Origin of the sequence: Mesorhizobium loti, from assembly GCF_013170705.1 — a bacterium.
GTDB lineage: Bacteria > Pseudomonadota > Alphaproteobacteria > Rhizobiales > Rhizobiaceae > Mesorhizobium > Mesorhizobium loti_D.
In genome coordinates this window covers 810,191-832,171 of the sequence record NZ_CP033334.1, presented here as the reverse complement: position 1 = coordinate 832,171, position 21,981 = coordinate 810,191, and the positions used below count along the sequence as shown (strand labels likewise).

The window sequence follows — 21,981 nt, the reverse complement described above, 5'->3', positions numbered from 1 at the left end:
CGGCAGGATCGGAGATCCCGCAACGCCGTCCAAGCCTGTGGAGCCCCCGTGCTTGCACCCTCGACAAGTCCCCCGCCGGGCATTAGGCAGTCGATCCAGGGTGAACGGTATGAAAAGGGCGCCCGGAAAGGCCGCGAGATGAGCAAGAAGACCTTGATCGCACCATCGGTGCTGGCTTCGGACTTTTCGAAGCTTGGCGACGAGGTCGAAGCCGTCGCGGCCGCTGGCGCCGACTGGATCCATCTCGATGTCATGGATGGCCATTTCGTCCCCAACATCACCTTCGGTCCGCCGGTGATCAAGGCGATCCGCAACCGCACCAGGGCTTTTTTCGACTGCCATCTGATGATCGCGCCGGCCGATCCCTATCTCGCCGCCTTCGCCGAGGCCGGCTGTGACGGCATGACGGTCCATGCGGAGGCCGGGCCGCACCTCGACCGCTCGCTGCAGACCATCAGGAACCTCGGCAAGAAGGCCGGCGTGTCGCTCAATCCGGCGACGCCGGAAACGATGATCGAATATGTGCTCGACCGGCTCGACCTGATCCTGATCATGACGGTCAATCCGGGGTTCGGCGGCCAGGCCTTCATCCCGGGGATCGTCGACAAGGTGAGAAGGGTCAAGGCGCTGATCGGCGACCGGCCGATCCGCATCGAGATCGACGGCGGCGTTTCGCCCGAAACGGCCCCTTTGGTCACGTCAGCCGGGGCCGATGTGCTGGTGGCCGGCGCGGCGATCTTCAAGGGCGGCAGCGTCGAGGCGTACCGTGCCAACATCGAGGCGATCAGGACAGCGGCCGACAACGCCGCCGGCTAGGGACCGTTTCAAGGAAACGGCCAACCGCCCTGAATTGCTCGAACGCACGGCGATCATCCCGCTTCGAATCCAACCGGCCGGCTGGCTGACAGCTTTTGCGCGGAGACGGTTCTTCAGGAGCACGGTGACGCCCGAATCAGATCGGCGCCGGACCGGATGAGCAAGCCCAGCCGTGCGGTATCTTTGCGCGCGACAGCAAAGATGCTCGCACGGGCACACAAGGAACAGATGATCCTGCGTGCATACAAAACATGTTAAGTTCCATTGGTTGTAGAGGCGCGCCAATTCCCCCGATCAGGCGGCGGATAGCGCTATATTCCTTAGTGCTTAAGTACTAGGATGGCATCTTGTGCTTGAGCCTCTTGACGAAGGCACTGTAGGGTACATGTACGGAAGGATTCTTTTTCGGACTCGAATTGCCCAGAGAGACATGGGGACAAGGAGTCGAATTTGACATACGGCGCTGCCAACCTGAACGACGACGGCACAGGATCCAAGAGTACGCTTGCCAGTACGGTCTATCACCAATTGCGGGATGATCTTCTTGGCGGCGCTCTGGAAGTCGAAAGCAAGCTGCGGGTCGAGTGGGTTGTTTCCAAGTATGGCGCCGGTGCCTCCCCTGTCCGTGAAGCCCTTAATCGCCTTGCCTCCGAGGGTCTCCTTGGCCGTCACGATCAGCGTGGCTTCTTCATCATGCCGGTCAGTGCGACGGAGCTGGAGGAGCTGACGCGCACCCGCTGTTGGCTCGAGGAACGGGCGCTTCGCGAATCCATTGCCCACCGCACCACCGAGTGGGAAGAACAACTGGTGCTGGCGCTGCATCGCCTGGGCCGCGCCTCTCGATGTTCGCCGCAAAATCTCCCGTCGCTCGATCCGGACTGGGAGAAATTGCACCGCACCTTCCACCGTGTGCTGATCTCGGCCTGCCGGTCGCACTGGCTGGTGGGTTTCTGCGATCAGCTTTCAGATCACGCCTATCGCTACCGGCAAATGGCCAATGACAGCGAGAGCATGCAGCGCGACGATTTCGGGGAACACCGGCGGATCGCCGAATGCGCGCTGGACGGCAATGCCGACGGCGCCGTCCAGGCCTTGATCGATCACTACCAGCTGACCGCTTCCATATGCATGGAGCGCTTCAAGCAAGGCGAAGTCGCAAAAGCCGCCGCTTCGGCCGAGCGCGCTAGGCGGTAACGACCATTTCCTCGGCGGAGCTTGGTCGCCATCATTCGCGATTTCTTCGGCGGATGCGACGCGCCGCACAGCCGTTTGCGGTCTTGACGGCACGGCCCGGAAACGCGAACTCTGCGCGCCCCAAGTGCATTGCCGGCGCCGCATTGCCATCACAGCAGGAAAATTTCATGAGCAATCATCTGTTCGATGCGTTCCGGTCCCGGATGCCGCCGCCCGGGCGCCTGTTGATGGAAACCGATGATGGGCGCTCGCTCAGCTATGGCGACATGCTGGCGCGGTCGGCGCAGCTCGCGCACGCGCTCCTGCAATTGCATGTCGAGCCCGGCGACCGGATCGCCGTGCAGGTCGAGAAGAGCCCGGAGGCGGTGCTGCTCTATCTCGCCTGCGTGCGCGCTGGTGCCGTCTTCCTGCCCCTCAACACGGCCTACACGCTGACCGAGCTTGGATATTTCTTCGAGGATGCAGCACCTCGGGTCATCGTCTGCGATCCGGCGAAATCGGCGGATATCGAGCGGATGGTCGCGCCATCCGGTGCCGTCGTGGTCACGCTCGACCGCACTGGCCGGGGATCGCTGACGGACCAGGCATCGCGGCAATCCTCCGATTTCCATGATGTCGAGCGCGGCGAGGACGATCTCGCGGCGATCCTCTACACGTCGGGAACGACCGGCCGCTCGAAAGGCGCCATGCTCAGCCATGGGAACCTGGCATCGAATGCGCGTGTGCTGGTCGACCAATGGCGCTTCACATCAGGCGACGTGCTGATCCATGCGCTGCCGATCTTCCACACGCATGGCCTGTTCGTCGCCACCAATGTCATCCTGATGGCCGGCGCCTCGATGCTGTTCGAGCAGAAATTCGATCCGGCCCGCATCATCTCACTGCTGCCGCGCGCCACGGCGGTGATGGGCGTGCCGACCTTCTATACCAGGCTGCTGCGGCAGGACGGGCTGGACCGCGAGGCGGCGAAGAACATCCGCCTGTTCGTGTCCGGCTCGGCGCCGCTGCTGGCCGAGACGCACAGGGCCTGGCGCGAGCGCACCGGTCACGCCATCCTCGAACGCTACGGCATGACCGAGACCAACATGAACACGTCCAACCCCTATGAGGGCGAACGGCGCGCCGGCACCGTCGGCTTCCCGCTGCCTGGCGTGTCGCTGCGCATCACCGATCCCGATAGCGGCAAGCCGCTGGCCCAGGGCGAGGTCGGCATGATCGAGGTCAAGGGCCCGAACGTGTTTGGCGGCTACTGGCGCATGCCGGAAAAAACCAAGGCGGAATTCCGCGCCGACGGCTTCTTCATCACGGGCGATCTCGGCATGGTCGACGCCGACGGTTATGTCCATATCGTCGGCCGCGGCAAGGACCTGATCATCTCGGGCGGCTACAACATCTATCCCAAGGAGCTCGAAAGCGAGATCGACGCGCTTGATGGAGTGAACGAAAGCGCCGTCATCGGCGTCGCCCATCCGGATTTCGGCGAAGGCGTCACGGCCGTCGTCGTGCGGGCGCCGGCATCCCGGATCACCGGAGCCGAAATTCTCAGCGCCATCGCCGGGCGCTTGGCCAAGTACAAGCACCCGAAGCAGGTGATCTTCGTCGACGAACTGCCGCGCAACACCATGGGCAAGGTGCAAAAGAATATTCTGCGCGACACGTACAAGGACCTCTACGCATCGTAGTGGTGGGCGCGCATCCCCCGTTATTTCGTCTTGCGCGGCTTTTCGGTCGTCGTGCCCGAGCCCCACAAGGCGCGCGTGAGCAGGCCGCGCTTGCGGTTGCGCGGCACGAGGTCGATATCCCTGACTAGTTTCGCGCCGCCCTTGTGCCGCTCGAGCGTGATCTTGCGGGTGTGGAAGGCTTCCAGTTCGGCGCGATGCGCCACGCTGAGGATCGTGACTTCAGGCAATTCGCGGATGACCGTTGCCATCATCTGGTCCTGGCTCTTTTCGTCCAGCGCCGAGGTCGCCTCGTCCAGAACGACGATGTCGGGGCGATGCAGCAAGAGCCGCGCGAAGGCGACCCGCTGCTTTTCGCCACCCGACAAGGTCTGGTCCCAGGGCGCTTCCTCCTTGATCCGGCCGGCGAGGTAGCCGAGGCCGACCTTGTCGAGGGCGGCCTTGATCTGGTCGAGCTTCCACTTGTCGGCGGCCGCGGGGTAGGCGACCACGCGGCGCAGCGTGCCGGACGGGATGTAGGGCCGCTGCGGCAGCATGAACAACCGCCTGTCGGGATGGAAATTGACGCTGCCGCTTCCCCATGGCCACAGGCCGGCGATCGCCCGCACCAGCGTCGACTTGCCCGAACCGGATTCGCCCGAAACCAGCACCCGCTCGCCCGATTCGACGGCGACCTCCGTCTCCTTGACCACGGACGTGCCGTCGTCGAGCGTCACGGAGAGATTGTCGAGGCTGAGCATGGCGTCGCCCTTGGTCTCGCCACGCTTGATGCGCCCGAGCTCGTCGCTCTGCTCGGCACGTTCCAGCCCGTCGAGGGACATCATCAGCGAAGCGATGCGGCGTGCGGAGGCGTTCCAGTCGGCGAGGCGCGGATAATTGTCGACCAGCCAGCCGAAAGAGCTCTGAACAATGGCGAAGGCGGAGGCCGCCTGCATGACCTGGCCGAGCGACATCGACCCTTCGAGGAACTTTGGCGCGCACAGCAGGACCGGCACCACCGGCGCGAACAGGCTCGAGCCCTGCGAAACAAGTGCCGTGCGCATGTGCTGGCCGGTCAGTTGCGCCCAGCGCTTCAGCACGCCGGCAAAGGTTCTGTCGATGCCGCTGCGTTCCTCTTCCTCGCCGCCGAGCAGGGCGATGCTCTCGCCGTTTTCACGCACGCGCGTCAGCACGTAGCGGAATTCGGCTTCCGTCTGGTTCTTCTCCTCGGACAGCCGCACGAAATCGCGGCCGATGACGAACATCGAGGTCGAGGTGATCGCGGCATAGATCACCGCGGTGATGACGAGGAAGCCGGGCACGGTGATGGTCGAGCCGCCTAGCGGGAAGCTCAAGGCGCCGCCGATCGTCCACAGCACCACGATGAAGGTCGAGGCCGACAGGGTGGCGACAATCACGCCGGCGACGAAATCGACGGGTGACTCGGTGGCGACCCGCAGATCTTCAGACAGGCGCGCCTCCGGGTTCTGGTGGTCGCCCTTGACGAGGTTCAGCTGATAGTAGCGGCCGTTGGCGAGCCAGCGCGCTATCACCGAGGTCGTCAGCCAGGCGCGCCAGCGGCGCTGCATGGTCATGCGCAGCCAGACCTGCGCGACGACAAGGCTGATGCTGCCAAGCACCAGCGGCACAAACACGGCGCTGAGGAAATAGACGGTATGGGCGTCGCGCTTCTCGATGGCGTCGAAGATCGAGCGGTTCCAGACATTGATCCCGTACTGGAAGCCGACATTGACGACGATCAGGATCACCAGCCCGGCCGACAATGGCCAGGCGAGCCTGTCGCCATGCCGTCCCCAATAGCCGCGCCCGCTGATCCAGAAGCGCTTCAGCAGGTATTTCTTGCGCGCCTGTTCTGCTTCCTCGGGCGTCAACTGCGGGTCGGGTTCGACGGCTTCCGGCGGCGGAGCTTCGCCTGCGATGTCGGGCGCGGCCGCTTCGACGATCGGTGCCTTCTTGTCGCCTGGCTTCTTTTTGCTCGCCTCCTCCGCGCGCGGGCGCTCGTCGCGCGGCTTTTGCCGCCGCCGCTTGGGGGCGCCGCGCGGCTTTATGCCGTCGGCCGGTTTCGATCTGGGTTTCGCCTCGGACATACGTCCCGACAACGACCTCGAAATCAAAAGGTTTCATGGCATCGGCCTCAGCGGAAGAATTCCCGCCGGCGCTTATAATCGCGTATGCAGCAGCTCGGCGACATGGTCGGCGATCGCCAGGCTCGCGGTCAGGCCGGGGCTCTCTATGCCGAACAGATTGACGATCCGCCCGGCGCCATGATCGGCCGGCCCCTGGATCATGAAATCGGCGGCCGCCTGACCCGGTCCGGATAGCTTCGGCCTGACGCCGGCATAGGCCGGTTGCAGGGCACCGTCGGCAAGATCAGGCCAATAACGCCGGATCGCCTCGTAGAAGGCAGCGCCTCGGCCGGGATCGACTGTATAGTCCACGCGCTCGATCCATTCGACATCAGGCCCGAAACGCGCGCTGCCGCTCAGATCGAGAGTCAGATGGACGCCAAGGCCACCTTCGACCGGAACCGGATAGATCAGCCGCGAAAACGGCGATCGGCCTGGAAGGGCGAAATAACTCCCGCGCGCGAGCCATTGCCGTGGGATGAGATTCCCTGGAAAGCCGTCGATCCGGCGGGCCACGGCCTGCGCATCGAGGCCCGCGGCATTGACGAAGGTGTCTGCCTCCAGGGCGAAGGTCTCGCCATTGGCATCGCGCGTTTCGATCCGGATCCCGCCGGCCTCGATCGCCGCTCCGACGACAGTGGTGAGCAAGGCAAAGGACGCGCCGGCCGCCTCGGCGTCGCCGCGCAACGCCAGCATCAGCGCATGGCTGTCGACAATGCCGGTCGACGGCGACAACAGCGCGCCCGCGCATGCCAGCGCCGGTTCCAGGCTCTCGGCTTCGCCGCGCGTCAGGAACCGGAGATCGTCGACCCCGCAGCGTCGGGCATTGGCCTCGATCTTCCGCAACCCATCGATCTGGCTGGGCTCGCTGGCAACGATCAGCTTGCCGGTGCGCGCGTGGGCGACGGCGTGCCCGGCGCAGTAGGCATAGAGAAGCCGCCGCCCTTCGACGCAGAGCCGGGCCTTCAGGCTTCCCGGTGCGTAATAAAGACCGGCATGGATGACTTCGGAATTGCGCGAACTGGTGACTGTACCGATCGCGTCGGCCTGTTCGACCACGACCACCTCGCGCCCGGACAAGGCAAGCGCCCTGGCGATGGCAAGCCCGACGACGCCCGCTCCGGCGACGACACAATCGACCGTCTGCATGGCCTCTCTCAGCGTGGAGCGCCGGCCTCGAACACCTTCTCGCCGCCGATCCAGACGCTTCCTATGCCAAGATCGTCCGACAGCGCAACGATATCCGCCGCCGTGCCGTTGGCAAATCGGCCGAGCCGATGCGACTGGCCGATCGCCTGCGCCGGATAGAGCGAGGCCATACGCAGGGCTTCCGAGAGTTCGACGCCGACGACGCCGTGCATGAACCGGATCGCCGATATCATGTCGAGATCGGCGCCCGCGAGCGTTCCGTCGGCAAGCCTGAGACTCCCGTCCTTGCGGTAGATGGTGCGGCCGTTGAGCGTGAACGAGGTCATGTCGGTGCCGATCGGCGCCATGGCGTCGGTGACCAGCACGATCTTGCCCGGTCCCTGCTTGGCGTCGAGCGCGATCCGGATGGTCGCGGGATGAACGTGTATGCCGTCGGCGATGAGCCCGGCGGACAAGGAGCCGACATCGATCGCCGTGCCCGCCAGTCCAGGCTCGCGGTTGCCGATCTGGCTCATGGCGTTGAACAGGTGGGTGACCACGCTGGCGCCCGCTTCGGCGAAGGTTTTTGCTCTGAGGTAGCTGGTGTCCGAATGGCCAAGGCTCACGACGACGCCGGCCTTCGCCAATGCCGCGACCCGCGCCGGTTCGACGGATTCCGGCGCGACCGTGGTGAGCAGCACCGGCAGCTTCCGCCGCGCCGCGATCAGCATCGCCTGGTCGGCGTCCGTCATCGGCCGGATCAACGCCGGATCATGCGCGCCCTTGCGCGCGATCGACAGATGCGGACCCTCGAGATGCAGGCCGAGGAAACCGGGTACCTTCCGCAGCGCGGCTGCTTCGCCGGCGGCGATGGCGGCAGCGGTGATCGCGGGCGTGTCGGTGATCAGCGTCGCCAGCAGCGCCGTCGTGCCGAACGGCGCGTGCGCCCGGCAGATGGTTTCGATCGAGGCGACATCGGGGTGGTCGTTGAGCATGACGCCGCCGCCGCCATTGACCTGGATGTCGACAAAGCCCGGCACCAGCATGCCGCCGCCGGCGTCCACAACACGGACGTCCGAGGGCAGGGCACCTTGGCGCACTATGGCCTCGACAAGGCCGTCGCGCACGACGAGCGCCAAGCCTTCATGCCAGTTGTCGCCATCGAAAATGCGGGCGCCTGTCAGGGCAAAACGGTCGCTCATACGGTCTCCGTCACCTTGCGAAGGTTGCGCGGCGTGTCGGGGTCGAGGCCGCGATGGCGCGCGAAAGCCTCGACGAACACGTAGAACGAGACGATCAGCGTCAACGGATCGGTCAGCGGGTGTCCGGTGGCGACATGCGGCAGGCGCGTGGCGCGGTTGGCAAGAGCTGATGTGATGAACACCGGCGCCCCCTTTGCCGCCAGGCTGTCGGCCGCCTCGGCGATGGAGGGCTCTGACGCATCGCGCGCTGCCAGCGCCAGCACCGGAAAGTCGGGGCCGATCAGCGCCAGCGGGCCGTGCATGACTTCGGCCGCACTATAGGCCTCGGCATGCATGCCGCAGGTCTCCTTGAATTTCAACGCCGCCTCGTTGGCCATCGCCGCCGACGGTCCGCGGCCGAGGATGAACAGCGATTTCTGCTTCTCGATGGTTTCGGAGAGCACGCTCATCCAGTCGCAGGCGATCGCCTTGCCGAAATGCTCGGGCAAGCCGGCAAGTGCCTTGAGAAGCGCCTCGTCGCCGGTGGAATGCGCCATCAAGGCGAGACCGGCGACGGCGGAATTGACGAAGGTCTTGGTTGCCGCGACGCTGCGCTCGGGGCCGGCCAGGATGTCGATCGCATAGTCCGAGGCCCGCGCCAGCGGCGACTCGGCGGTGTTGGTGACGGCGATGGTCAGCGCACCCCCGGCGCGTGCGGTTTCGGCCATGGCGACGATGTCGGGGCTCTTGCCTGACTGCGAGATCGCCAGGCAGGCCGAGCCGCCAAGCCGCAGCTTGCGGCCGTAGATGGAGGCGATGGACGGGCCGACCGAGGCGACGGCAAGGCCAGCGGTCAGTTCGACGGCATATTTCATGAAGGTCGCGGCATGGTCGGATGAACCGCGCGCCACGGTGACGACGAAATGCGGGTCGCGTTCCCTGATGCCGCGCCCGGCCTCGGCCAGCATGGCGCCAGAACCATCGAGCAGTCGGGCGACGGCCTGCGGGATCTCCTCGATCTCGCGCTGCATATGTGTGGTGTTGGAGGTCATGGTCGGCTCTCTTCGCTCGGCCCTGTCAGCCGCAGTTCGGCGACGAAATCATAGGCGTCGCCCCGATAGATGGAGCGGGTGAACTCGATCACCTTGCCGCTCGCCAGGTAGGAAATGCGTTCGATATGCAGGCCGGCGACACCCGGGGGTACTTCCAGCAGGCGCGCATCGTCGTCGCCGAGATTGGCGGCCGAGATGCGCTGCACCGCCCGAACCGGGCGATTGCCGGTCAGTTGCAGCGCCGCATAGAGCGACGAGCCGATGCCCGCCGGGTCGGGCAGCACGCTGGCCGACAACGAGGCGCGTTCGATCGCCAGTGGCGTGTCATTGGCGATGCGCAGGCGCGCCACGCGCGCTACCAGTTCGCTCGACGACAGGCCGAGCACCATCATCTCGTCGGGCGAGGGCGCATAGAGACCGCGGTCGAGCCATGCCGAGCGCACCGCCATGCCGCGCCGCGCCATGTCCTCGGTGAAGGAGGTCAGTCGCGACAGCGATTGCTCGACGCGCTCCATGCGCGGCGCCACGAAGGTGCCCGAGCCATGGCGCTGCACAAGAATGCCACCCTTGACCAGATCCTGCACCGCCTTGCGCACGGTGACGCGCGAAATGTCGGCCTTGGTGGCGATGTCGCGCTCGGAAGGCAGCGCGTCGCCAGGTCCGATCAGGCCACGGTTGACCGCATCCTCGATGCTTTTCCTGAGCTGCAGGTAGAGCGGCGCGCCGCTCTGCGACGATTGCTTCAGCGCGGCGAAGATCTGGTCGGCGGCATCGCTCATCGGGCCGCCTCCGCGTGTCCGGCGAGCAGCCGCACCGCCATCTGCACCGCCCCGCCCAGCGCATCGTCGAGCGGTGGCTTGAGCAACGCCCGGTAGCGCGGCGACAGTCGTGGCGCGTAGAGCGGCGCCAGCCCGCCGAGCAGGCAAAGCGGCGCGTCATCGGCGAGGCCGAGCGCGCCGAGCGAAGCCTCGACATCGCCGACCGCCTTGTCGACGATCCAGTTGGCGACGGCATCGCCCTTCTCGGCGTGCTCGAACACTTTGGGCGCGAAGCCGCCGAAATCGCCGGGCTTGGCATTGGTGGTGAATTCCACCACGTCCTCGGGATTGTTGCGGAAGATGGCCATCATCGCGTCGGTCAGCGGCGAAGCCGCGCGCACGCCGTCATGGGCAAGCAGCGTCTGTTCGAGCAGATCGCGGCCCATGCGGGCGCCGCTGCCCTGGTCGCCGACCTGGAATCCCCAGCCGCCGATCGCCCGTGACTTGCCGCCCTTGCGGGCCATATAGGCGGTGCCGGTGCCGAGGATCGCCATGGCGCCGTCGCCCGACCCCACCGCCCCTTCCAGCGCGATTTCGGCGTCGGTCTCGACGCGGCTGGTGCTGAACGGAAGGATCGCTTCCAGCTGCTGCCGGTAGGTGCCGACATTGGCGCCGGCTAGGCCGAGAATGGCCGGTGTTTGCGGGATCAGCTCGGGATCCTGCCCGGCGGCGATGAAGGCTTGCCGCGCGGCGTCTACGATGTTCGACCGCGCCCCGGTGAGGTCGGTGCGAATGTTGGCGGCGCCACTTTTGGCGCGACCGACGACCGTACCGTCCGCTGTTGCAAGGGCGGCCCTGCAGCTGGTGCCGCCGCCATCGATACCGAGCACGAAATTCACGCGATTTCTCCTCCGGGTCGATAATACCAATAAAATACCAATAGCCAAGACTTAATTTCCGTTTCAAAAAGATTAAGCCGTATTTTATTGAAAAATCTGCACATTTCGTCGGCTCAGCGATTTCCTGTCCGCGAATTCGTTAATGCGTGTGGACAAGTGGTATTTTTTTGGTATTGTTCTGGTATTGGAGGAACACGGATGGCTGAAACGCGCACCGAAGCGCTTCACAGGAATGCCGAGGGGCTGGATATCCAGGCTCCGGAAGCCATCCTTGTTTCGCTGGCCGATGCGCAGATCGAAGCCGCGAAAGCCGTCCGCAACGCCATTCCCGCCATCGCCAAGGCAGCCGAAATCATTGCGGGCCGATTGAACGGCGGCGGCAAGCTTGCCTATGCCGCGGCCGGCAGTTCCGGCCTGATGGCGCTGGCCGATGCGTTGGAACTGCCGGGCACTTTCGGCATCCAACGCGACCGCATCGCCATCCTGGTCGCCGGCGGCGACGAGGCTTTCAGGACGCTGGCGGGCGGCCCCGAGGATGATGTCGAGGAGGCAGCCGCGGCTGTCGCCAATGCCGGCATCGGCGCCGGCGATTGCCTCATCGCGCTTTCCGCAAGCGGCACCACGCCCTACGCGGTGCGCGCGATCGAAGAAGCCGCCCGTCGCGGTGCGGCCACCATCGGCATCGCCAACAACCGGGACTCCGCCCTGCTTCGCCAGGCCGAAACCGCGATCCTGCTCGAAACGCCGCCGGAAGTGATCGCGGGTTCGACGCGTATGGGCGCCGGTACCGCCCAGAAGATCGCGCTCAACATGCTGTCGACCCTGACCGCTGTTCATCTTGGCCATGTCCATGACGGCTACATGGTCAATCTGATGGCCGACAACATCAAGCTGCGCGACCGCGCCGCGCGTATCGTCGCCGCCATCAGCGGGCGCGGCAAGGACGAAGCGGCCGGGCTGCTCGAGAAAAGTGGCGGCGCGGTCAAGACCGCAATTCTGCTCGCCGCTGGCGCCGACAGCGCCGCCGCGGCACGGAAGATACTGGAAGAGGCTGGCCAGAAACTGCGGCCGGCCCTTTTTGCGCTTGGGCATGATCCCGAAAAGCGGGGACCGCTTTCCGGAAAAGATCATGCTCGAACAGAGAAATAGAGCCTGTTTCATCCCGATTTCCATCGGGGTGAAACGGGCTTGCGAGGGGAGCAAGGGGCCAAAAGCCCCGTTCTCATCAAAACCGAACCTGAAAAAGGTCAACAGGGAGACTGAGCATGACAACGAAACTACTGACGGCACTGCTTCTGGGCACCAGCATTCTCGGCTCCGCCGGGTTGGCTCACGCCGAGGACGTAACGCTCAACATCGAAAGCTGGCGCGGCGACGACCTGTCCATCTGGAAGGACAAGCTGATCCCCGCCTTCGAAGCCAAGAACCCCGGCATCAAGGTGGTGTTCGCGCCATCGGCTCCGACCGAATATGACGCCGCGCTCGGCGCCAAGCTCGCCGCCGGATCGGCCGGTGACCTGATCACCTGCCGCCCGTTCGACAAGTCGCTCGAACTGTTCAAGAAGGGCAACCTCGCCGACCTCAGCGCGCTGCCCGGCATGGAAAACTTCTCGCCTGTGGCCAAATCCGCCTGGCAGACCGACGACGGCAAGGCGAGCTTCTGCGTGCCGATGGCCTCGGTCATCCATGGTTTCATCTACAACAAGGACGCTTTCGACAAGCTCGGCATCAAGGTGCCGCAGACCCGTGACGAGTTCTTCGCCGCGCTCGACAAGATCAAGGCCGACGGCACCTACATCCCGATGGCGATGGGCACCAAGGATCTCTGGGAAGCCGCGACCATGGGCTACCAGAACATCGGCCCCAACTACTGGAAGGGCGAGGACGGCCGCGCTGCGCTGATCAAGGGCACGCAGAAGCTGACCGACAAGGACTGGGTCGCGCCCTTCGAGGAACTGGCCAAGTGGAAGCCCTATCTGGGCGACGGCTTCGAGGCGCAGACCTATCCGGACAGCCAGAACCTGTTCACGCTCGGCCGCGCCGCCATCTACCCGGCCGGTTCGTGGGAGATCGGCCTGTTCAACACCCAGGCCCAGTTCAAGATGGGCGCCTTCCCGCCGCCGGTCGAGAAGGCCGGCGACACCTGCTACATCTCCGACCATACCGATATCGGCATGGGCCTGAATGCGGCTTCCAAGCACGCGGACGCGGCCAAGACCTTCCTGTCCTGGGTGGCCTCGCCGGATTTCGCCACCATCTACGCCAACGCGCTGCCGGGCTTCTTCAGCCTGAACTCCTCGCCGGTGAAGATGGCAGACCCGCTGGCGCAGGAATTCGTTTCCTGGCGCGGCAAGTGCAAGTCGACGATCCGCTCGACCTACCAGATCCTGTCGCGCGGCACGCCGAACCTCGAGAACGAGACCTGGGTTGAATCGGCCAACGTCATCAACGGCACCGACACCCCGGAAGCTGCGGCCAAGAAGCTGCAAACCGGTCTCGACAGCTGGTACAAGCCGGCGAAGTAAGAGCTCAGGCAACGGAGCCGGCTGGGCGCATGCCTGGCCGGTTCCGGACCATCCTGGCTCCCAGGGTGCGCCTGTTCAGATAGCGATTGTCGGCACCGCCTCGCGGCCTTACCCTTGATCTTCTTGGGAAGGCTAGCTGATCAGTCGCAGGCCTTTGTTCTTGCCGTCGGGCAAGGATGGATGGGCCGTGCATCGAGGCATCATCTAGCATCAACATCGTCTGGAACCGAGAGACGGCGGGAACCGAACTCATGGCCGCAGAGATACGACCGAAAAGACCGTTTCGCTGGCACATCGCCGTCTTCTTGGCGCCGGCCGTGCTCGTCTACACGGCGATCATGATCCTGCCGCTCGCCGGCACGCTGCAGCTGTCGCTGTTCCGCAACATCGAGCAGCACCAGGTCTTCGTCGGACTGGACAATTTCCGCACCTTGTTCGGCGACCCCAACTGGTCGGTGGGTTTCTGGAACGCGCTGAGGAACAACACCTGGTTCTTCATGATCCACATGCTGGTGCAGAACCCGATCGGCGTCATGCTGGCCGCGCTTCTGTCCAGCCCGAAACTTCGGTTCGCGGCCTTCTACCGCACGGCGATCTTCGTGCCGACCATCCTGTCCTTCGTCATCGTCGGCTTCGCCTGGAAGCTGATCCTGTCGCCGCTCTGGGGCGTGGCGCCGCACATGATGGACCTGGTCGGCCTGAAAAGCCTGTTCACGCCTTGGCTCGGCAAGGAGCAATATGCGCTGACAGCGCTCAGCCTGATCTCGGTGTGGCAGTTTGTCGGCATCCCGATGATGCTGATCTACGCCGCGCTGCTGTCGATCCCCGACGAGGTCATCGAGGCGGCCGAATGTGATGGCATCACCGGCCTGTCGCAGTTCTGGAAGATCAAGCTGCCGCTGATCCTGCCATCCATCGGCATCATCTCGATCCTTACCTTCGTCGGCAATTTCAACGCCTTCGACCTGATCTACACCGCGCAAGGGGCGCTCGCCGGGCCGAACTATTCGACCGATATTCTCGGCACCTTCCTCTACCGCGCCTTCTTCGGTTTCCAGCTGCAGGTCGGCGACCCCAACATGGGCGCGGCGATCGCCACGATGATGTTCCTGATCATCCTCGGTGGCGTCTGCGTCTACCTCTTCCTCGTCCAGACGCGCCTGCGTCGCTACCAGTTCTGAGGGGCCAGGAGATGAGCACCGCCACCCGTTCGCTGCCCCGCACCATCGGCGCCCACGCGATCCTCTTGACCTACACGGCGATCGCGTTGTTTCCGGTGATCCTGGTGATCATGAATTCGTTCAAGTCCCGCGCCGGCATCTTCGGCGCGCCGCTGACGCCGCCGACGCCGAAAACCTTCGACCTGATCGGCTACACCACGGTGATCGGCCAGGGCGACTTCATCCACTATTTCCAGAACAGCCTCGTCGTCACCGTCGCCTCGCTGTTCTTCGTGCTCCTGTTCGGCGCCATGGCCGCCTTCGCCCTGTCGGAATACCGCTTCCGCGGCAATTCGCTGATGGGGCTCTATCTCGCACTCGGCATCATGATCCCGATCCGGCTCGGCACCGTCGCCATCCTGCAATTGATGGTGGCGAGCGGGCTGGTCAACACGCTGACGGCGCTGATCCTGGTCTACACCGCGCAAGGCCTGCCGCTCGCCGTCTTCATCCTGTCGGAATTCATGAAGCAGGTCTCCGACGATCTGAAGAATGCCGGCCGTATCGACGGCCTGTCCGAATACACCATCTTCTTCCGCCTGGTGCTGCCGTTGGTGCGGCCTTCCATGGCGACCGTCGCTGTCTTCACCATGATCCCGATCTGGAACGATCTTTGGTTCCCGCTGATCCTGGCGCCGTCGGAGGAGACCAAGACGGTTACGCTCGGCGCGCAGCTCTTCCTCGGCCAGTTCGTCACCAACTGGAACGCCATCCTGGCCGCGCTTTCGCTGGCGATCATGCCGGTACTGATCCTCTACGTCATCTTCTCGCGGCAGCTGATCCGCGGCATCACATCCGGAGCCGTCAAGTGAGTTTGGAAAAGCCTCTTCGTGTCGTCGCCGCCGGGCTCGGCAATATGGGCCGCAGTCATGCGCTGGCCTACCACACCAATCCGGGCTTCGAGATCGCCGCCCTGATCAATCGTTCCGACGTGCCGCTGCCGGACGGGCTGTCGGGCTACGGCATCAGGCGTTCCTTCGACGAGGCGCTGCGTGACGAGAAGCCCGATGTCGCCTGCATCGCCACCTACTCCGACAGTCACGCCGATTATGCGGTTCGGGCGCTAGAAGCCGGCTGCCACGTCTTCGTCGAAAAGCCGCTGGCAACGACGGTGGCGGACGCCAGACGCGTCGTCGCGGCCGCCAAGGCCAACGGCAGGAAACTGGTGATCGGCTACATACTGCGCCATCATCCGTCCTGGATCCGGCTGATCGCCGAGGCGCGCAAGCTCGGCGGCCCCTACGTGTTCCGTATGAACCTCAACCAGCAATCCTCGGGCCATACCTGGGAGACGCACAAGCAGCTGATGCAGACGACGTCGCCGATCGTCGACTGCGGCGTGCATTATCTCGACGTCATGCTGCAGATCACCGACGCCAGGCCGCTCGAGGTGCGCGGCATGGGGCTGCGCCTGACCGAGGAGATCGCGCCGTCGATGTACAATTACGGCCATCTGCAGGTGCTGTTCGATGACGGCTCGGTCGGCTGGTACGAAGCCGGCTGGGGTCCGATGATTTCGGAAACCGCCTTCTTCGTGAAGGACGTCATTTCGCCGAAGGGCTGCGTGTCGATCGTCATGAAGGAAGGTGTGAAGTCGGACGACATCGACACCCACACCAAGACCTCGACCATCCGCCTGCACAGTGCGGCGACCGGCGCGGACGGCAAGTTCGCCAAAGCCGACGAGATGCTGTCGATGGAAGGCGAACCCGGCCACCAGGACCTCTGCGATCTCGAGCAGGCCTTCGTGCTGAAGGCGATCCGCGAGGATCTGGATCTCACCAAACACATGGACGACGCGGTGAAGTCGCTCGCCGTCTGCCTTGCCGCCGACGAGAGCGTGCGCAGCGGCATAGCCGTCAAACTCTAACGACAGGAACAAAGCCGTGGGTTCGCTGAAGATCGAGAATGTGAAGAAGGCCTTCGGGCCGGTCGAGGTGCTGAAGGGCATCGACCTCGAAGTGACCGATGGCGAATTCGTCGTCTTTGTCGGCCCGTCGGGCTGCGGCAAGTCGACCTTGCTTCGGGTCATCGCCGGGCTGGAGGATTCGACTTCCGGCCGGGTGTTGATCGACGGCGAGGATGTGTCGGTCACGCCGCCGGCCAAGCGCGGCATCGCCATGGTGTTCCAGACCTACGCGCTCTACCCGCATCTGACGGTGAAGAACAATATGGGCCTTGGCCTCAAGCAGGCCGGCACACCCGCGGCCGAGATCGACCGCCGCATCGGCATCGCCTCGTCGATGCTGTCGCTGGAGCCCTATCTGGAGCGGCGGCCGGCCGAGCTCTCCGGCGGCCAGCGCCAGCGCGTCGCCATCGGCCGCGCCGTGGTGCGCGAGCCCAAGCTGTTTCTCTTCGACGAGCCGCTGTCGAACCTCGATGCCGCCCTGCGCGTCAACACGCGGCTGGAGATCGCGCAGCTGCACCGCCGGCTGAAGGCGACGATGATCTACGTCACCCACGACCAGGTCGAGGCAATGACATTGGCCGACAAGATCGTGGTGCTGAACGCTGGCAGGATCGAGCAGATCGGTGGCCCGATGGAGCTCTACAATGCGCCGGCAAATGAGTTCGTCGCCGGCTTCATCGGCTCGCCGAAGATGAATTTCATCGACGGCGCCCGCCTCGGCGAAACGGCCAAGACCATCGGCGTTCGGCCGGAGCATCTGACCGTCGATCCGAAATCGGGCGCCTGGAAGGGTACGGTGGTTCATGCCGAGCATCTCGGCGCCGACACCAATCTCTATCTCGATTGCGAGAAGGCCGGGCTGATCACGGTGCGGATTTTCGGCGTCTACGACGCCGAGCCGGGCGCAACGCTCTATGCGACGCCGGATCCGGCGAAGACCTACCGGTTTGGCGCGGATGGGAAGGTTCTGAAATAGGCAAGGATGGCGCTCCTTCCTCTCCCCCGATCGACGGGGTAGAGGAAGGGCGCGAACCGCCTTCTCTCCTTCCGGAAACCAAAAGGAGAGAACGGAGAAGTTGTGACTACACGTCGGCCTTGAACGTCTGCTTCTGCTGGCCCAGGCCCTCGATGCCCAGTTCCACCACATCGCCGGCCTTCAGGAACACCGGCGGCTTCATGCCGAGGCCGACGCCGGGCGGCGTGCCTGTCGAAATGATGTCGCCGGGATGCAGAGACATGAACTGGCTGAGGTAGGACACCAGATATTTGACGCCATAGACCATGGTCTTGGTCGAGCCGTTCTGCATGGTCTTGCCGTTGACGGTCAGCCACATTTTGAGGTTTTGCGGATCGGCGACTTCGTCCTTGGTCACCAGCCACGGGCCGGTCGGGCCGAACGTGTCGCAGCTCTTGCCCTTGGTCCACTGGCCCTGGCGCTCGGCTTGGAAGGCGCGCTCGGAGACGTCGTGGGCGACGCAATAGCCGGCGACATAGTCCAGCGCATCGGCTTCGCTGACATATTTTGCCGTTTTGCCGATGACCACGGCGAGCTCGACTTCCCAGTCGGTCTTCACCGAACCGCGCGGGATCAGCACGTCGTCATCCGGGCCGACAATGGCCGAGCTTGCCTTCATGAAGATGATCGGTTCCGGCGGTACCGTGGCGCCGGTCTCGGCGGCGTGGTCGGAATAGTTGAGGCCGATGCAGATGAACTTGCCGGTGCCGGCGACGCAGGCGCCGAGCCGTGGCTTGCCGGAAACCGCCGGCAGCGACTTCGGATCGAGCTTGCCCAGCATCTCCAGCGAGGCCGGATGCAGCACCGTTCCGGCAATGTCGGCGACATGGGCGGAGAGATCACGGATCGTCCCATCCGCATCGAGCAGGCCGGGACGTTCGCTCCCCACCTCGCCATAGCGCAGCAGTTTCATCTAAATCCTTCTCCTGGTTGCGGCCTCGCGGCCTTTTGCAAATTCTCCGCCGAGGCGATGGCTTCCTTGAAGAGCCGGGCGGACCCTACCCATCGACCTGAGCCCGGGCAAGCGCGGACATCTGGTGAGCGGGCCCGCGCCCCGGATTTTCAGACTTCCCGATCTTCCGAACGCGGCGAAGGATCCTGATCTTCCTGTTTGTCCGCGATCTCTCGGCGTCCGATGGTCAGATCGACCAGCCGCCGTCGATATTGTAGGCCTGTCCGGACGTATAGGTCGCGCCGGCCAGGTAGACGGCGAGGTCGGCGATTTCCTCCGGCGTGCCGAGCCGGCCCATCGGCTGGCGGGCGATGAAGGCGGCGCGGGCGGCCTCATAGTCGCCTTGCGCATGCATGCGGTCCTGCAGCGACGGGCTTTCGACCGTGCCGGGGCAGATGGCGTTGCAGCGTATGCCCTTGCCGACATAGTCGGCGGCGACCGCCTTGGTCAGGCCGATGACTGCCGCCTTGCTCAGGCCGTAGACGAACCGGTTCGGCACGCCCTTGGTCGAGCTCGCCAGCGAGGCCATGTTGATGATGGCGCCATCGCCGCGCTCCAGCATGCCGGGCAGCACGGCGCGGATGGTGCGAACCATGGCGCGGACATTGAGGTTCAGCGCGAAATCGAGATCGCCATCCTTCATCTCGAGTATCGATCCGGAATGGACGAAGCCGGCGCAGTTGAAAAGCACGTCGACGCGGCCGATCTCGGCAAAGGCCGTATTGACGGCCTCGTCGTTCAGCACATCCAGCTTGCGGGTCTTGATCCCGGACGTCTTGGCGAGTTCGGCGAGCAGCGCCTCGTTGATGTCGGTGGCATGGACGGTGGCACCAGCCTTGGCGAAGGCCAGTGCGCTCGCCTTGCCGATGCCTTGCGCCGCCGCCGTGATGACAACGACCTTGCCTGCCAGATCCGCCATGCTTTTCTCCTCGCTCGCTTTGGATCGTCCGGGTCTATCGGCGGTTGGCCGGGGCGTCGTGTGCCAGTAAGGCATCACCATGCAGCCTGGGCCGCCGTCAGTTTACAGATAAAGATGTTTTTTCTCGTTAAAGAACATGTGTCCGGGCGTCAAGCCCGAACGCGATCACCATTGCGACAGCACGGAAACGTCAGTCGCCGTAAGGTACCCAGACGTTCTTCACCTCGATGGCGCGGCGCAGGAAAGCATCGCCGGCCGCTTCGTCGGATGCCCAGTCCAGGCCGCGGCCGTTGCCGCTCCAGACGCGCTTAAGGTTGCCGATGGACTCGGCTTCCGCCTTGGCGCAGGTCTCCGCATCGGCGAACACCCAGAGCCCGTCGACATCGTCATGCTTGGCCAGCACGCCGGCAAGCTCGGCGCTGCGTCCGGTGACGATGTTGATGGCGCCGGCCGGAACATCGGAATACTCGATCACCTGATAGAGGTCGGTGGCAAGCAGCGGATAGCGTTCGGACGGCACGGCGACCACGGTGTTGCCCATCGCGAGCGCCGGGGCGATGAGCGAGATCAGGCCAAGCAGCGGTGAGGCATCGGGGGCTACGATGCCGATGACGCCGACCGGCTCGTGCAGGGCCAGCGTCACGGCGCGAGCCGGCGGCTGATGCACGCGACCCTCGAACTTATCGGCAAGGCCGGCATAAAGGAACAGCCGCTCGATCGACTGCTCGACCTCCTCGCGCGCCGCCTTGGCCGTCACGCCTGTGAGCTGCACGAGGCGTGCGGCAAACTCATCGGTGCGGCCGGACAGGTTCTCGGCAAGATAGTAAAGCACCTGGGAGCGGTTATAGGCGGTCGCCTCCGGCCAGGCTTTGCAGGCACGGGCGGCGGACACAGCGTCGCGGATGTCCTTGCGGCTGCCGAGCCCGACCTCGCCGGCCAGCTTGCCCTTGGCGGTGGCGACGGCCAGCGAATAATTGCCGTCCGGCCGTACCTGCTTGCCGCCGATGAACAGCTTCGCCGTGCGGTCTATCGCCAGGCTATCGGCTTGCTCGACCGGTTGCGCCGAGACAGTCGCGGCCTTGATGACCGGACCGAGCGGCAGCCTTGCCGCGAGATACTCGAACATGCCCTCCCGCCCGCCCTCGCGGCCGAAGCCGCTCTCGCGGTAGCCGCCAAAGCCGCAGGCGGCGTCGAACATGTTGGTGCCGTTGACCCAGACGACGCCGGCCTTCAGTTGCGGAGCGACATGCAAGGCCAGATTGACGTTCTCACTCCAAACCGAGGCCGCCAGTCCATAGCGCGTATTGTTGGCGAGTTCGATCGCTTCCTCGGTGTTGCGGAAGGTCATGGTCGCCAGAACCGGCCCGAACACCTCTTCCTGGGCGAGGATGTTAGCCGGCGAAACACCGGTGGCCAGCGTCGGCAGATGGTAATAGCCGGAGGACGGCAGCGCCGCGTCCGGCTGCCAGCAGACGGCGCCCTGTTTCGCGCCCTCGGCGACCAGTCCCTTGACGCGGTCGAGCTGCGTGATGTCGACCAGCGGGCCGATATCGGTGTTCTTGTCGAGCGGACTGCCGACGCGTAACCTGCTCATCCGCGTCTTGACCTTGGCGATCAGGGCTTCGGCAATGCCTTCCTGCACCAGGAGCCGCGAACCGGCGCAGCAGACCTGGCCCTGGTTGAACCAGATGCCATCGACCAGGCCTTCCACGGCGCTGTCGAGATCGGCATCCTCGAAGACGATGAAGGCCGACTTGCCGCCGAGCTCGAGCGACAGTTTTTTCCCCGATCCCGCCGTGGCTTTCCTGATGATCTTTCCCACCTCCGAGGAGCCGGTGAAGGCGATCTTCTGGATGCCGGGATGATTGACGATGGCAGCGCCCGCTTCGGGTCCGCCCTGCACGATGTTGACGACACCTTTCGGCACGCCGGCGCGTTCGCAGATCTCGGCGAAAAGGATTGATGTGAGCGGCGTGAATTCGGCCGGCTTCAGCACCACGGTGCAGCCGGCGGCAAGCGCCGGCGCGATCTTCCACGCCAGCATCAGCAGCGGGAAATTCCACGGGATGATCTGGCCGACGACGCCGACGCCCTTATGGCCTGGAAAATCCTTGTCCAGCGCCTGCGCCCAGCCGGCATGGTGGATGAAATGGCGGATCGCCAGCGGCACGTCGATGTCGCGGCTTTCGCGGATCGGCTTGCCATTGTCGATTGTCTCCAGCACCGCGAACAGGCGCTGGTGGCGCTGCATGGCGCGGCCGATCGCGTAGAGCACCTTGGCGCGCTGGTAGCCTGAACTGGCGCTCCATTTCGGCAACGCCTTGGTGGCTGCCGCGACCGCCGCCTCGATATCGGCCGCACTGGCGTCCGAAACCTTGGCCAGCAGTTTGCCGGAAGACGGCTCGCTGGTCTCGAAAGTCTTGCCGCCGGACGCGGCCTTCCAGGCACCGTCGATGAACAGCGCCTTGCCGAAATCGCGCGCGGCAAGCCACGCATCGGCCTCATTGCGGGCTTCCGGGGCCGGGCCGTAGTCCATGGCGTGATAGCGGTCGAGAATGTTCATTGTGTGCCTCCGTCACCCTCCCTTTCAAGGGAAGGGTCGATCGGC

At 64.6% G+C, this 21,981-nt stretch carries 18 protein-coding genes; 9 read left to right on the top strand and 9 right to left on the bottom strand.

Annotated elements, in window-relative coordinates:
* The first annotated feature begins 138 nt into the window (after positions 1-138).
* The 3 genes from rpe to EB815_RS03890 all read left to right on the top strand — a co-directional run bounded on the left by rpe (position 139) and on the right by EB815_RS03890 (position 3,692).
* On the top strand, positions 139-816 hold the full coding sequence (gene rpe, locus EB815_RS03900) for a ribulose-phosphate 3-epimerase (protein ID WP_056573842.1): 678 nt from the start codon (positions 139-141) through the stop codon (positions 814-816).
* 450 nt (positions 817-1,266) lie between these two features.
* A complete protein-coding gene (locus EB815_RS03895; RefSeq protein WP_056573839.1) occupies positions 1,267-2,010 on the top strand; it encodes a GntR family transcriptional regulator in 744 nt (247 codons plus the stop codon).
* A gap of 167 nt (positions 2,011-2,177) precedes the next feature.
* Positions 2,178-3,692: a malonate--CoA ligase gene (locus tag EB815_RS03890; RefSeq protein ID WP_056573836.1), complete on the top strand. Its 1,515-nt coding sequence runs from the start codon at positions 2,178-2,180 to the stop codon at positions 3,690-3,692.
* A gap of 20 nt (positions 3,693-3,712) precedes the next feature.
* Here the strand turns inward: EB815_RS03890 and EB815_RS03885 are convergent, their stop codons facing one another.
* The 6 genes from EB815_RS03885 to EB815_RS03860 all read right to left on the bottom strand — a co-directional run bounded on the left by EB815_RS03885 (position 3,713) and on the right by EB815_RS03860 (position 10,833).
* The gene (locus EB815_RS03885; protein WP_056573834.1) at positions 3,713-5,776 is read right to left on the bottom strand and encodes an ABC transporter ATP-binding protein/permease; all 2,064 of its coding nucleotides are present in this window, start codon (positions 5,774-5,776) and stop codon (positions 3,713-3,715) included.
* A 72-nt stretch (positions 5,777-5,848) separates the two neighbouring features.
* A complete protein-coding gene (locus EB815_RS03880) occupies positions 5,849-6,964 on the bottom strand; it encodes an NAD(P)/FAD-dependent oxidoreductase (protein WP_056573832.1) in 1,116 nt (371 codons plus the stop codon).
* 8 nt (positions 6,965-6,972) lie between these two features.
* The gene (gene nagA, locus EB815_RS03875; protein ID WP_056573829.1) at positions 6,973-8,145 is read right to left on the bottom strand and encodes an N-acetylglucosamine-6-phosphate deacetylase; all 1,173 of its coding nucleotides are present in this window, start codon (positions 8,143-8,145) and stop codon (positions 6,973-6,975) included.
* Positions 8,142-9,176: an SIS domain-containing protein gene (locus EB815_RS03870; RefSeq protein ID WP_056573826.1), complete on the bottom strand. Its 1,035-nt coding sequence runs from the start codon at positions 9,174-9,176 to the stop codon at positions 8,142-8,144. The genes nagA and EB815_RS03870 overlap by 4 nt, the downstream gene beginning before the upstream one ends.
* Positions 9,173-9,955, bottom strand: coding sequence for a GntR family transcriptional regulator (locus EB815_RS03865; RefSeq protein WP_056573823.1), 783 nt, complete (start codon positions 9,953-9,955; stop codon positions 9,173-9,175). The genes EB815_RS03870 and EB815_RS03865 overlap by 4 nt, the downstream gene beginning before the upstream one ends.
* Complete coding sequence (locus tag EB815_RS03860; RefSeq protein WP_065005454.1) at positions 9,952-10,833, bottom strand: N-acetylglucosamine kinase; 882 nt, start codon at positions 10,831-10,833, stop codon at positions 9,952-9,954. Before EB815_RS03860 ends, EB815_RS03865 begins: the two co-directional genes overlap by 4 nt.
* Positions 10,834-11,031: 198 nt before the next feature.
* Between EB815_RS03860 and EB815_RS03855 the strand changes: the two genes are divergently transcribed.
* From EB815_RS03855 to EB815_RS03830, 6 genes are all read left to right on the top strand, one after another.
* Positions 11,032-11,982, top strand: a complete 951-nt coding sequence (locus EB815_RS03855) for an N-acetylmuramic acid 6-phosphate etherase (RefSeq protein WP_056573817.1) — start codon at positions 11,032-11,034, stop codon at positions 11,980-11,982.
* Between the two features lie 116 nt (positions 11,983-12,098).
* Positions 12,099-13,358 carry an ABC transporter substrate-binding protein gene (locus EB815_RS03850; RefSeq protein WP_056573814.1) on the top strand — a complete coding sequence of 420 codons (1,260 nt, stop codon included), beginning with the start codon at positions 12,099-12,101 and terminating at the stop codon, positions 13,356-13,358.
* Positions 13,359-13,609: 251 nt separating this feature from the next.
* Positions 13,610-14,539, top strand: coding sequence for a carbohydrate ABC transporter permease (locus EB815_RS03845; protein ID WP_065005453.1), 930 nt, complete (start codon positions 13,610-13,612; stop codon positions 14,537-14,539).
* A gap of 11 nt (positions 14,540-14,550) precedes the next feature.
* Positions 14,551-15,390, top strand: a complete 840-nt coding sequence (locus EB815_RS03840; protein WP_010912697.1) for a carbohydrate ABC transporter permease — start codon at positions 14,551-14,553, stop codon at positions 15,388-15,390.
* The gene (locus EB815_RS03835; protein WP_056573807.1) at positions 15,387-16,448 is read left to right on the top strand and encodes a Gfo/Idh/MocA family protein; all 1,062 of its coding nucleotides are present in this window, start codon (positions 15,387-15,389) and stop codon (positions 16,446-16,448) included. Before EB815_RS03840 ends, EB815_RS03835 begins: the two co-directional genes overlap by 4 nt.
* A gap of 16 nt (positions 16,449-16,464) precedes the next feature.
* A complete protein-coding gene (locus tag EB815_RS03830; RefSeq protein ID WP_056573804.1) occupies positions 16,465-17,463 on the top strand; it encodes an ABC transporter ATP-binding protein in 999 nt (332 codons plus the stop codon).
* A gap of 106 nt (positions 17,464-17,569) precedes the next feature.
* Here EB815_RS03830 and EB815_RS03825 read toward each other — a convergent pair whose 3' ends face one another.
* From EB815_RS03825 to EB815_RS03815, 3 genes are all read right to left on the bottom strand, one after another.
* Entirely contained in the window at positions 17,570-18,415 is an 846-nt protein-coding gene (locus EB815_RS03825; protein ID WP_056573802.1) for a fumarylacetoacetate hydrolase family protein, read from the bottom strand.
* Between the two features lie 226 nt (positions 18,416-18,641).
* Positions 18,642-19,373 (bottom strand): SDR family oxidoreductase, encoded by a 732-nt coding sequence (locus EB815_RS03820; RefSeq protein ID WP_065005452.1) that lies wholly within the window; start codon positions 19,371-19,373, stop codon positions 18,642-18,644.
* A gap of 190 nt (positions 19,374-19,563) precedes the next feature.
* Positions 19,564-21,936 carry an aldehyde dehydrogenase family protein gene (locus EB815_RS03815; RefSeq protein WP_065005451.1) on the bottom strand — a complete coding sequence of 791 codons (2,373 nt, stop codon included), beginning with the start codon at positions 21,934-21,936 and terminating at the stop codon, positions 19,564-19,566.
* Between the last annotated feature and the right edge of the window lie 45 nt (positions 21,937-21,981).